This window comes from Trichocoleus desertorum ATA4-8-CV12 (genome assembly GCA_019358975.1).
Lineage (GTDB): Bacteria > Cyanobacteriota > Cyanobacteriia > FACHB-46 > FACHB-46 > Trichocoleus > Trichocoleus desertorum_A.
Window position 1 is genome coordinate 1 of record JAHHIL010000086.1, and the last position, 11274, is coordinate 11274.

General features: G+C 47.4%; 14 protein-coding genes and 2 pseudogenes. 6 read left to right on the forward strand and 10 right to left on the reverse strand.

Features of this window, described 5'->3' with window-relative positions; translation table 11 throughout:
- The 3 genes from KME12_27225 to KME12_27235 all read right to left on the reverse strand — a co-directional run.
- Positions 1-506: hypothetical protein (locus tag KME12_27225; GenBank protein MBW4491455.1), on the reverse strand; the 506-nt coding region annotated here is incomplete at its 3' end.
- Positions 507-515: 9 nt separating this feature from the next.
- Positions 516-1229, reverse strand: a complete 714-nt coding sequence (locus tag KME12_27230; GenBank protein MBW4491456.1) for a hypothetical protein — start codon at positions 1227-1229, stop codon at positions 516-518.
- A 504-nt stretch (positions 1230-1733) separates the two neighbouring features.
- Positions 1734-2408, reverse strand: coding sequence for a hypothetical protein (locus KME12_27235; GenBank protein MBW4491457.1), 675 nt, complete (start codon positions 2406-2408; stop codon positions 1734-1736).
- Between the two features lie 89 nt (positions 2409-2497).
- Between KME12_27235 and KME12_27240 the strand changes: the two genes are divergently transcribed.
- Complete coding sequence (locus KME12_27240) at positions 2498-2650, forward strand: hypothetical protein (protein ID MBW4491458.1); 153 nt, start codon at positions 2498-2500, stop codon at positions 2648-2650.
- A gap of 109 nt (positions 2651-2759) precedes the next feature.
- Here the strand turns inward: KME12_27240 and KME12_27245 are convergent, their stop codons facing one another.
- From KME12_27245 to KME12_27265, 5 genes are all read right to left on the reverse strand, one after another.
- Positions 2760-3002: a hypothetical protein gene (locus KME12_27245; protein ID MBW4491459.1), complete on the reverse strand. Its 243-nt coding sequence runs from the start codon at positions 3000-3002 to the stop codon at positions 2760-2762.
- A gap of 171 nt (positions 3003-3173) precedes the next feature.
- A complete protein-coding gene (locus tag KME12_27250) occupies positions 3174-3398 on the reverse strand; it encodes a hypothetical protein (protein ID MBW4491460.1) in 225 nt (74 codons plus the stop codon).
- Positions 3399-3422: 24 nt separating this feature from the next.
- Positions 3423-3626 (reverse strand): hypothetical protein, encoded by a 204-nt coding sequence (locus tag KME12_27255; protein ID MBW4491461.1) that lies wholly within the window; start codon positions 3624-3626, stop codon positions 3423-3425.
- Positions 3627-3754: 128 nt separating this feature from the next.
- Positions 3755-4060, reverse strand: coding sequence for a hypothetical protein (locus tag KME12_27260; GenBank protein MBW4491462.1), 306 nt, complete (start codon positions 4058-4060; stop codon positions 3755-3757).
- Between the two features lie 630 nt (positions 4061-4690).
- Positions 4691-4972 (reverse strand): hypothetical protein, encoded by a 282-nt coding sequence (locus KME12_27265; GenBank protein MBW4491463.1) that lies wholly within the window; start codon positions 4970-4972, stop codon positions 4691-4693.
- 197 nt (positions 4973-5169) lie between these two features.
- Here KME12_27265 and KME12_27270 point away from each other — a divergent pair.
- Positions 5170-6021, forward strand: a pseudogene (locus KME12_27270) (IS1 family transposase).
- 707 nt (positions 6022-6728) lie between these two features.
- On the opposite strand, the gene KME12_27275 reads toward KME12_27270, so the two are convergent.
- Entirely contained in the window at positions 6729-7004 is a 276-nt protein-coding gene (locus KME12_27275; GenBank protein MBW4491464.1) for a hypothetical protein, read from the reverse strand.
- Positions 7005-7925: 921 nt separating this feature from the next.
- On the opposite strand from KME12_27275, the gene KME12_27280 reads away from it, so the two are divergent.
- From KME12_27280 to KME12_27295, 4 genes are all read left to right on the forward strand, one after another.
- Entirely contained in the window at positions 7926-8597 is a 672-nt protein-coding gene (locus KME12_27280; protein ID MBW4491465.1) for a ParA family protein, read from the forward strand.
- Positions 8587-9615, forward strand: a complete 1029-nt coding sequence (locus KME12_27285; GenBank protein ID MBW4491466.1) for a ParB N-terminal domain-containing protein — start codon at positions 8587-8589, stop codon at positions 9613-9615. The genes KME12_27280 and KME12_27285 overlap by 11 nt, the downstream gene beginning before the upstream one ends.
- 66 nt (positions 9616-9681) lie before the next feature.
- On the forward strand, positions 9682-9882 hold the full coding sequence (locus tag KME12_27290) for a hypothetical protein (protein MBW4491467.1): 201 nt from the start codon (positions 9682-9684) through the stop codon (positions 9880-9882).
- Between the two features lie 452 nt (positions 9883-10334).
- Entirely contained in the window at positions 10335-10553 is a 219-nt protein-coding gene (locus KME12_27295; GenBank protein ID MBW4491468.1) for a hypothetical protein, read from the forward strand.
- Positions 10554-10631: 78 nt separating this feature from the next.
- On the opposite strand, the pseudogene KME12_27300 reads toward KME12_27295, so the two are convergent.
- Positions 10632-11081, reverse strand: a pseudogene (locus KME12_27300) (IS5 family transposase).
- Between the last annotated feature and the right edge of the window lie 193 nt (positions 11082-11274).

Consider the following 11274-nt stretch of genomic DNA (forward strand, 5'->3'; position numbering starts at 1 on the left):
TGCTGCTGCAACCATTGGGCGATCGCTTGGATCCAGGCGGGGATATCTTCCTCATGGGCCACATCTAGGGCTGAGGGCTGAGCTTGCTCCGGGTAGATTTGATTTAAGAACTCCAGCAAATTCGTTTGAGCTACAAGACCCACTATGGTATCAGTTGGTTGAGGAAGCTGTGGTTGGTGTTCTGCGGCTACCCATATCTCATCCAGATTCAACGTCATGGTATGCCGCAGCACCTCTTGCAGCAAGTCGGCGCTCAAGATAGGTTCACAGAGACTGGAATTGTATTGTTCCTCCCAGGCATTGAGGAGTTGCTCGGCTTGGCAGACATAAATGTCAATCAGTTGAGCCAGTACATCCCCTGCAACCTGTAATTGCTCCGCCTCCGGCAAACTCGGTAAGATGCACTCCAATTTTTCTAACAGCGCTTTCAAGTTGGCTGCAGCGGGGTTAGCGATCGCTTGCTTGATGGCCTGGGTGAGAAGGTGCTGAAAGTGCTGTGCTGGCATCTTGATCCACTACACTCTCAAGGGACAGGGTTCAAGGGGACACTGGGCCACTGGTACTTCCTTAATTACATCCTCAAATCGAGTCACGCCAAACTGCTGAGCCAGGGATGCCAGCATTTCCTTGATATATGCACTGACGCGATCGTCCTTGAGACCCATACAGTGAACTGCGGGTACTACCGCAATCTGTTGATTTTCCTGCCACACTTCGGCAGCGACGGCATGAACGGGAGCATTGGCCTGTTGGCGGTACAGTACGAGAATCGCAGCAGGCACGATCGGCACAGGAGGGGGTGCGACTTCAACGATGGCGGTTGATGGCGTCTCATTGCACTTTGAATCCTGTTGTCGCACGCAGCGCTTACGCTTGCCGTCTCTCAAGCTGCGGTATGGGGACGGTTCTAGCTTGACGATTTGAGCTTGTAGTTGATTGAGTTGGCGCTCGAGTTTCTGAATTTGTTCTCCTCGGCGGCAAGCCGCGTCATAGCGAGCAATGTCTCTCGCGGGCACATACATGCTTTTTTTACCATTCGGCAGTAGTTTCCCCCGGCCCGCTCTTAATCGGGCGTACTTCAAGTCTTCCTTGGCGCTTTGGGAAGCAGTCCCGCCAGCAGCAGAGCGTTCCAGTCGCACCCCGATGAGGTAGTCCCCCTCCTGTTTCAGCCCTGCGATCTGAGCTTCTAAAGCTGTGAGGCGTTGTTGCAAGCTTTGAAGGGATGGCATCGCTATTCGTGTTACATTTACAAGGAAGATAATGTAACACGAATAGCGACTGACGCTGCAAATTCTCAATGCCGCCATCAGCTGTGAGGCGATCGAGCATTTATGCGGGTCACCTTTCCAGCCAGAGCCCAACGTCTCTTTTGTAGAGTTGTGGAGTGAGTGAGTGCCCAAACTCAACAGAACAGATGCGGATCAGGCGTGATCGCCTATCGGTTAGGTGAGGATTGATAGTCGAGAACTTCTACCGCTCCAGCGGCAGGTTGAACAGGGGCTACAGGCTTACTGAGCGCGGTGGCAGGATTAAGGAGAAAAGTGGGAGCGGAATAGCACTCTTCTGAATCCGATTCCCAGCGAAGTGAAGGGTCGCGATTGGGATATCTGATGACCTTGACTCAGCACAAGCCGCTGCCCAGCTTCGTTACTATGCGGTAGCAGGCTGATGCTGTCGTCGCCATGCAGGTGCTCTTCGCGGCGATCGCGGCGGCACAATAGAACTTGAATGGACTAGCGACTAGATTCTGCGACTTTTTGGGAGAGGCTATAGCGGCCTTTAGGACCCCGATACCACTGCCCCTCTTTAGCTCCGGTGGAAAGAATGTTTAACATGCGGTTGCGAGCAATAGTCTGCACGTCTTGAGGGATAGCCTCGACAAAAATCTCATCAACTAGTTCAGGCACACTCAGAAGGTCTTGTGGCCGCCGCTGGAACACAGCCGCGATCGCGGTGGGTAGAGAAGTTTGACGGAAGGCAGGTTGCAGATAATCCTGCCAGTTTTGCGATCGTTTTCCTGGCTTACCTGCTTTAGTGCCTTGAGGTGCTTTGCTGCTTTTCGCTGCTGCCCGGGGCTTAGAAGTGGAAACGCTTTGCTTGGGTTTTACCTCCTCTGGCTCTTCAGCAGCGGGAGCAGGAGTTGGTGCTGAGGTCTCTGAAGCAAAAGCGATATCCTTTGTGGGGACCTCGGCAGGAGCGGCAGTATCCTCTCCAACCTGGGAGGAAGGCAAAGTGGGAGATGAGGTGGTAAACAAATCAATGACACTCTGGAGGCTTTGGCGTTTCTCCCGAACTGCTGCCAGTTGTGTGGTGAGTTCTGCTTCCTGGGTGGCGAGGGTGGCATCGGCTTCGAGCAAGTTAGCCAAGATGCTGGGGGAAGCAGGATGAGACGTAGAAGAATTGACCATAGGGGAGTGCTGTGTCAGCTATTTTGATTCAAGAGCATCATACAAAGCTCTTGTGCTTTCAGGAAGTCTCGCAAGTGATAGCCAATAGGATGATTTTTGATTCCGATTTCCGATTGGCGATCGCGCAGCGATTGATCTCACCCCCCAGTACTTATCAAGTTCTTGTGCAGCAACAAGTGGATCTGAGCGCTGCCCCACGATTGCTGCGTATTTGTCAGACTTGCTGCCGTTGGTCACAGTAGAGGATGTTAGTCAGCAAGCAGGCAGAAGCAATCTCCCTTGGGCTTCTGAGCTGAGCGATCGCATCTAGAACGCAATTGTTTTGTAGATCTCCTGATTGATTAGTGATGTTCAAAACGGAGCACCTTCGTTGAATTTGTCTTCTTGAATTGCCCGTAGATACGGTTTTTGCCAAGCTAGATCAGTCAATCCTTTGGCTTTTAGCAGAGCAATTTTGGCATAACGGATCTGAGCAACCGCCTCTTCCAGTGGCTCTTGGTCTTTGTGATTAGATACCTGGGCAAGCTGACGCAATTGGCCGTCTATCTCATATATCATCGTTAGCCAGCGAGTTAGAGTTTGGAAGTCAATCATAACGGACTTCTCCTGACGCGGCAGTAAACTGAGCTAGGACTTTTGCGTTCTCAATGCATCGCTTTTCACGACTTCAATCTTTGGCAAAGGGCAAGGCTCTAGCAGGTGCCTTACCCAACCGGCCAGTACGTGAGTTCATAAAAATTACTTGCCTTTTCTAGCTCCACAGAGCTAATGGGATGAGTCGGCGGAGTGGGGGTAGGGGGTTAGGACTTCGATCGCTTCTTCCCAGCACAAACCGAATAAATGGAAGCGATTGGGCTGCTGCTGGCAAAGAGATTTGAGTGTAGCGAGGTTTTCCCGTTTCGCTTCCAAGTTTTCTTTACCTTGCAAGTGCATCCAGGGAACATAACCCCCAATGCCAACTAAGGGTGCTTCCTCTAGGTATTGATGCAAGATTGAGAGGGGCGCATCCCAGCTCTAGACTGGAACCAGGTTGGGAACGCCCCAGTGCTTAATTTGATTCCACCGGGCTAGGGTCCAGAGCGGTTCAGCAAACAAGTCAGGAGCTGCCATCCAATCGAGCGATCGCGATCGGGCAATCTTAAATAGGTATTTCTCAATGTCAACAACTTCGACCAGTTGGTGGCGAAAGCGTCGGTACTCACCGGAGTCAAGAGCCAATGACCCATCCTAATCTAAAACATGCTTCAAGTCGATCGGATCAACCAAAATGTTGGTAATTCCTGCTTGCTCTAGCATCAACCGCTCATCTTTTGAAGCAACCCCAGAAAAGTAAAATTTGTGCATGACTACCTTTGGTAAAGGGTTGTTTCAATCCGCTTGTTGGCGATATGCAGCCCATCGGCAGCAGCGAACTTTATGGGATCTTCTTGATCCAGTAGAAACAGCCAGTTTGTTCCCCATTGCTGGTTCCAGGAGTAGTGGCTATGTTTCCACTTAACGGAATACACTGGTTGGTTCCCAAAGAGAAACAAGATGGTATCTTGTTGAGCTTGAAGCTGACCATAGATACCAATGCGGCCTAGGGCGTTAGCGGGAAGCAGTTTGAGTGGGTTAACTTCCCGGATTGGCATACCAGCGGATAAATAATTCATTGGTTTGATCAAAAAGGAATAGTGCCAAGCGGTATTGCCTGCCTTAGATGGGGTAGGGGGTTCATAATGGATTCACAGGTTTTGTAAGATTTCCAGAGCTGCGATTGCCTGCTGTTGTCCCAACATCAACTGTTGATCGGCTTTTCTGAATTGCCAAATGCGAGCGCAGATATGTTGCTGAGCTGGTTTCGTGGTAGGGATCTTGAACTAGGGTTCCTTATCTCGTGTCGCCTTCAACTTCTGGCAGGCAGTTTTCAAGAGTTATATCTGTTCTTCTACGGGAAGGTTAGGTAACTTCCGGAGCTGGTAACTTCCGGAGCTGCTGAGCCTGAGTAGTTAATGTTCGCTTGGGTGGAATGAGTTGTAAGACCGTCATACCCTGGCTCCTTATCTCTTAGTAGTACTCAAGCAGCCTGCACTATTTCCTGCTGCATCTGGTTGAATAAACAAATAGAAATCTTGCCTTGATTCTCAATAATCAGTAGGAACCCCCTTCCGGGCAAACCAGTGTGGCGAATCATTCCACCAGCCATCAGAGCTAGATTATTTGAGTTTTGATGATTAGGAGTGGGGTCATAGATTTCATTCCAAAATGCAGCTTCGATCTCTGCTAAACCAGGGCTGCAAAAATTATTGCTTTTGCTGAGCTGTTGGGAAAACGGAATGAATCGGTTCAATATGCTTTCTATTTACTTTGTTTGGTTTATGCCAATGGATTTGATAACGCGGATTGTCCAACTCTTCCTGAATGATTTCATTTAAAGGTGGTGCTTGGATAATTAAACGATTAATGAAGCAGTTTGCAAGCGTTGTCAGTTCTTCAGAGGTGATTGGAATATTTTGCGAGTCTACGGCTTTCTTCTGGAGGTAGGTTAGCAACCGTTGGGCTTCTGTTAAGTTTGGATCGTGCATAGTTTTGAGTTTTGCTTGGATTAGTAAACATTACGAAGGAAAAGCATTGATATTTGTTGAATCGATGTGGAAATTTGAATTTAACTACTAGCTGTCTTTGGCGAGTTAAAACAGATCGGTTGGCAGATAATTGGATAGTGCGTCAATTCAATGTGGGATTAATAGAGTAAAGAGGAACCTCGGCTGGAAGCAAAGCGATGGAATGTCCTCTATGCGGTCATAGCAAAGCTCATAAGCATGGCAAGATGCCGAATGGTCATCAACGCTATCTCTGTCCTGCTTGCCATCAAACCTTTTGTGAGTCGTTTGATAGTCTTTATTATCGTCGCCATGTCAGCCCTGAGCAAATTCCCCAAGTGCTGCAAGCACATAGTGAGGGCAGTAGCTTACGAGGCATCAGTCGCACCAGTGCACTTGCTTACAATACTGTCGTGAGCATTGTGCGTGCTGCCAGCTAAAAAGCGCAACTAGTGCATAACCAAGAGGTTCAATCCGTCGAAACCGCAGAAGTGAGCGCGGATGAAATGTGGTCATTTGTCGCAAAAAACAGAAGCAATGCACCAGCGAGGAACGAAACCGGGGCGACTGTTGGATTGGTTTAAGTCTTGCTTGCTCCAGTGGCTTGATTCTCACCGCCTGCGTGGGCAAACACAGCGATGGGTTCATTGGTCAATTAGTGATCAATACCGAAGGAAAGACCGATTGCAAACAGTTGAATACGGATGACTGGGGTGGATACGAGCGAGTGTTGCTACCGGAGATAGACCATTACATTGGCAAAGATAAAACACAGCGATTGGAGCGAACGAATAGAACATTGCGACAACAAACGGGAAGGTGGCTAAGCCTGCGGCACGCTACGCGAACGGCGACAAAATAAGTTTGGCAAGGTATGGGAACAGACCAAAGTGACGACACGGTTAGTGGTAAGTTATTTTAACTGGATCTGGCGGCATAGCCGCTTCCAAACTACTGCTGCACAGCGAGCGGGATTAACGACGCGATCGTGGAATTGGCACGACATCGCTATCTATCCCACATTAATTTAATGCACTACCGATAATTGCTAGATAAAGCGTTGTCGCGATCGCTCGATAATCACGCGGGTCAGCAAGGTTCGTAAACTTGTGTTTTACGGCCTTATAGCTAAAGTTAAGTAAGTCCGCGTGATCGTATAGCTTTGCTAAAGGTTTTTGTTTTCATCTGTTTTCTAGGTTGAAAGAACAGCTTCAGGTAGCTTAGGCAGGGATGACTCCGTAACAGGCTGTACTCTCAATGCAGAATCTCAGAGTATTGGATTTGCGGGAAGAGCCTGAAGCACAATATTGTGTTTTCTATTCCTGTATTTACTGCTGTCTGCGGGAATGCTTTGTACTTTGCGCCTTTGCTCAGGAGAGCTAATTCTTCACCTTCGAAATCGAACGACTTCCGAATTTTCTAGCCTCCTGCATCTTTGAACAGAACAGACCTCGCATCCCTACCCTGCTTGATGCTTGTAGTAAATTCGACTGTTACCGTAACCGGTATAATAACTTTTGTCATTAGGATCAATCTTGCTGGAAGAGTGAAGAGAACCAGGCTTGCTATCCGATCTCGGCAAGGTACTAGATGGGAGTTTGAGCTTTACCCAAAGTGCATTGGGTAACAGCTTCTGAATTACCCAATGCACTTTGGGTAAAAGGATTATTGAAAAGCTGAAAGCTGAGATAACAAAAATACGTGAACTGGGATAGTCATGGGGCCTGTCCCCAAGGCTCTAGAGCTCACCGAACTGGTCTTGGTATTCTGGGTTGCCGTCCATCCAACCAAAGGCAAATTGTTTTCGAGAACTATAATTCTGAACTTTTTTGGTTTTGGGATCAGCAGGTAGCTCCTTAACCCCGGCTACATATCCTTCCAGATATGTTTCATCGTTATACTCTGGCAGTCTGCCAAAAGCAGCAGCAGTTTTGCCTTCCAGGAAATGCTCATATAGAGCTTCCTGAGTGCGTTCGTTACGTTCATCCACTAGGCAATCGTCAATAAAAGCCATGACTAAATTGCTCCGTTGTGAGCCGGATACCCGCTCTAGTTTGCGTTAGGCGGGTGCCTTTGATCGGTAGAAATAAGAAGTTTTATCGGTGGCGTTACGCTCTAGACTTCAGGCTTCGGCACCCTTGCCCTGTCGGCAGCCTTCATGGTGCTCCATTTCCTATCCCTCACATTTCTATAATAACCTGGCTAATATGGAGATAATTAATTTATCAAGAGCATTAATACAACTTAAAAAACCCATAACTTAGTAGGGATGGGTTTTAGAAATTGCTGGACTAGATTTTATTGGTCGATTGGTTCAAATAGCTCTTGCTTACGGCTTACGATCAGTTCGCCTCTGCCGATCTGCTCAACTAGTTCAGAAGCTGATATTCCTAAACCCTGAGCCACCTCCTTAAATCCTTCCCATCCGTCTGTCGTAGCTCGGACGAACCGATCTTTCTTCGGTTCTCCATGTAGAGGTTGTCTCCCCTCTCGGTTAAGGTTCTTCCGCGATTTGGGATTGTATCCACGGGAATAGCTATTGTCTGGGGGTGTGTTATCAATCACGGAAAAAAGTATCTCAGTAGTCCTGCAACTTCAAGCCCGAGCAGCCAGGTATTGATGGCTCCTCTAGATTCGAAAGGTAGGCTAGTGTTGTATTAGTTCAACACTAGCCTACCTACTGTCGGTAAAGTGATAACGAGACAAGTGAGCATGTGACAAATGAATTATTAGCTGCCCAATCTTCGTTACATTTCAATTTCAACCCTAGCGATCGCTCCCTAGAGGCACGCGGGGGCAGAAAAGATTGGAAAACGTAATTTTAGTGTAATTTGCCCATCTCCTACCCAATTTTTGATTTTACCCAATACGCTTTGGGTAAAATCAGTAAGTACATTTTTCAGCAGTATGATAAAAACACTCAAGCATGAAGCGTATGCAAACCCCACAGATTATTGCTTTTGTGAATCAGAAAGGTGGTGTGGGCAAATCGACGGGTGCTGTCCATGCCGCCGATCGCTTTGCTCGCCAGGGGAAATCAGTCATTCTAGTCGATGCTGATGCCCAACAAAGTAGCTCTCAATGGATAGCGGAACTAAAGGAAACTTCTCCAAAGCTTAAGCTGTCGTCACTGGCGATTATTAATCCGGAAGACCTGTTTGATAAGCTGCAAAGGCTAAGCCAGGAATGTGATCTGGTGGTTGTTGATGGCCCAGCGAAGTCGAATGAGATTACTAAAGCAATCCTAGCAAGGTGTCACCTGGCGCTAATTCCTTGTCGGGAGTCAATCGTGGAGCTAAGAAGCTCTGGAGATATCTTAAGATTAATTCGGCAAGTGCGAGAGTTAAGGGGAGATCTGCCAAAAGCGGCTATTTATATGACTCAGGTTAAGAGTAATACTGTTCTTCTTAAAGAAGCTCAAGAGGCACTTAAAGATGAACCTGATATTCCTTTGATGAAAACGATCATTTACGATCGCCAGGTTTTCAAGGATGCCCCCGGACAGGCAAACACCGTTTTTGGCATGACAGGCAAGCCAGCCAAAAATGCCGCGAAATTGTACGAATCGTTGTTTACAGAAGCACTAAAGATTTTCAATGGTAAGTAAAGGTAGGAGAACGCTGAAGCAAGCGTATAAAGAGAACCCTTCTCCAGGGCTAGAGAGCTTTGTTTTTGGAGATAATACAGATACCTCAACTTCGCCATCGCAGAATCAACCACTTCATGATCCTGAAGCAGCAGAGTTTGGAAGCGAAATTATTGTTCCCATTGCCAAAATTCACAAGACATTTTCCTTCACTCCCGATCGCAAGCCTGTTCGCTACTACTACGACCAAAATGAATTAAAGGAATGGGCAGAGACAGACCTCAAACCCAATGGGGTACGTACGGCTCTATGGACTCGTCCAATGCCCAGTAAGCCTGGTGAGTACGAACTAGTTGCAGGACTGCGGCGATTAACAGGTTGTGAATTGGTTGGAATTACAGATATTCCCATCAAAGTTTTTAATTGGAATAATGACGAAGCATACGCTGCTGCGTTTGATGAAAATGATAGGCGACGTGACTTCTCCAAATTAGAGGAACTAGACATCACTCTAAATCTTCTCTCAAAGAAACTGGGCATGGAGCGAGAAGAGGTAATTTCGCTCCTCTATAAGATGGACAACCAGGCTAAAGGAAAAATTACCCAAAATGCGTTGGGTAATGAAAATGCAGTAATCGTTGAAGAGTTTTTTACAGCTCGTGGCCTGCTAACTTGGCAGTCATTTGTCGCCACAAGACTACCCTTGCTCAAAAAACCATCTGAAATTCTACAGGCTATTCGATCTTCGCGGATTGATTATACGAAGGCAATCGAAATAGCTAAACTGAAAAATTCTGAAGATCGAATAATGTTACTAGAAAAAGTTATCAACCAGCGATTATCTCTCAACGAAGTCAAACAACAAGTTAAGGCCTTACTTACTCCAACACAAGAAGCTGTAGAAAATTTCAATACGGACCTAAAAGCGCGGTTTAAGACTGCATTGCGTCAGATGGACAAGGCGAAAGTCTGGACAGATGTAGAGAAAGCAGCCAAGCTTAAAAAGCTTTTAGAGCAGATAGAGCAATTGGCCATTTGACTAAAGCGGGACTAGTCTTCTAGCGAATGATGAGTAGAATCAGTTGCAGTGAAAGGACTTCAGCTTATGCACTGCCTAGATTATCAAAACCAGCAGGTTGTCAAAAACGGCAAGCTGACACCACAAGACGGTACCTCTGTTCAAGAATATCTGTGTAAGACCTGTCGTAAGCAATTTAACGCTCGCACTGAAGGAATGAGTGTGCGAGCTACGGTATGCTCCTTTGGCAAATTCCACTCTACTATCATTCGCTGGGACAACGGTTGAGCCCAACAGACAAGCCAATGGTCTCCCCTCAAAATCAAGCGCAGGCTTTATGGAAGGATAGAGTCGTGTGAGGTCCCTCCGACCAGGCAGCAGGGCTCAGAAAGTTAATGCTCGCAAAACCGCTTCTATAATAACGACTGTTACATGGGCTGTAATGGCGCTATAGTCCATATCACTCAAACACATGAGTTACCAGGACATGAAGGATGTGCCAGTCTCAAAAGAACTAGCAGGAATTAAGCTCGAAGCAATTTCACCTCAGATACTGTCTCAGATGAGCCAGTCCCATGAGTATTCTGAGTTATCCTGCTTTGAACAGGATCTCATTCCATTCCTTTGGGCTAGGAGTTAAGTTTATTCATACACGCCTGCATCAAATAACCAAGTGCTCGAATCTAGTAGAAAGCCGATCGCCCTTTTGTCTACATTAAGCTCTTCATCTCCATCAGCCTATGTCTCCTAAAGACTCCTCTGAGCAAGAGGACGCAGTCTATAACGGTGAAGCAATTCCCCAACCACCTCAACGCTGGACACGGACTGAACAATTAGAGCTACTCATGTGGTATCCAGCTTTTACGGGTCAATGTCCGCAGTGTGGACAGCATTTCTCGCAAGGTGAAGGGTTGGCAGGGCCTTGGAATTGTAAAAACTGTGGCTGGAGTAATGAATAGTGAATGGAACGCGATCGCAAGAGCTAGTTAATCTGAAAGAATATATCTGCAATTAGAAAAAAACACTAGAGCGTGTCATCAATTAAGCCAAACAACGGCAGCTGCGAGGTAGATGGCACCCAAAAAGTTTCTACCCCGCTTATCGTAGCGCGTGGCAATGGCTCGATATTGCTTCAGCTTGGCAAAGAAATTTTCAATCAAGTGACGCGCTTTGTACAACTCCTTGTCATACTCACGCAGTTGCTTGCGATTGGCGCGTGGCGGAATCACTGCCGTCTTGCCCTGTGTTTGCAGTCGCTCAATCACTCGTTCATCAGCATCATACCCTTTATCCCCCAGTACCGTATCAGCCACCACAGTGGGCAGCAGTTGGTCGGCTCCATCCAAGTCGCTGGCTTGTCCGGGTGTGAGGTGAAAGCTGACAGGATTGCCCAGTGCATCCACGACGGCATGAAGCTTGGTGCTTAGTCCGCCTTTGCTGCGACCAATCGCTTCGGTGTCTGGCTCCCCCCTTTGCCCCTCACACGTGTAGGTTTGTGATGAAGGGGTGAGTGGAGACTTAGGTTACGCCAAAATTAAAGGTAGTGCGAGTTTAGGGAGTGATTGTGATGTTGCGACATCCTGCCCTCAAGCAGTGGAACCGCATCGTGAGTGCCCATTTCCCTCACCTCAGCCTCTCCCAAGTCACAGGCTTGAGTCTATGGAGCTTCGGGATGGTGAT

Bases quoted from the DNA above. Each gene is read 5' to 3' on its own strand.
- KME12_27235 (MBW4491457.1), bottom strand. From the start codon at position 2,408: ATGGTCAATTCTTCTACGTCTCATCCTGCTTCCCCCAGCATCTTGGCT.
- KME12_27275 (MBW4491464.1), bottom strand. From the start codon at position 7,004: ATGGCTTTTATTGACGATTGCCTAGTGGATGAACGTAACGAACGCACT.
- KME12_27280 (MBW4491465.1), top strand. From the start codon at position 7,926: ATGCAAACCCCACAGATTATTGCTTTTGTGAATCAGAAAGGTGGTGTG.
- KME12_27265 (MBW4491463.1), bottom strand. From the start codon at position 4,972: ATGCACGATCCAAACTTAACAGAAGCCCAACGGTTGCTAACCTACCTC.
- KME12_27245 (MBW4491459.1), bottom strand. From the start codon at position 3,002: ATGATTGACTTCCAAACTCTAACTCGCTGGCTAACGATGATATATGAG.
- KME12_27290 (MBW4491467.1), top strand. From the start codon at position 9,682: ATGCACTGCCTAGATTATCAAAACCAGCAGGTTGTCAAAAACGGCAAG.
- KME12_27260 (MBW4491462.1), bottom strand. From the start codon at position 4,060: ATGAATTATTTATCCGCTGGTATGCCAATCCGGGAAGTTAACCCACTC.
- KME12_27230 (MBW4491456.1), bottom strand. From the start codon at position 1,229: ATGCCATCCCTTCAAAGCTTGCAACAACGCCTCACAGCTTTAGAAGCT.
- KME12_27240 (MBW4491458.1), top strand. From the start codon at position 2,498: ATGATTTTTGATTCCGATTTCCGATTGGCGATCGCGCAGCGATTGATC.
- KME12_27285 (MBW4491466.1), top strand. From the start codon at position 8,587: ATGGTAAGTAAAGGTAGGAGAACGCTGAAGCAAGCGTATAAAGAGAAC.
- KME12_27295 (MBW4491468.1), top strand. From the start codon at position 10,335: ATGTCTCCTAAAGACTCCTCTGAGCAAGAGGACGCAGTCTATAACGGT.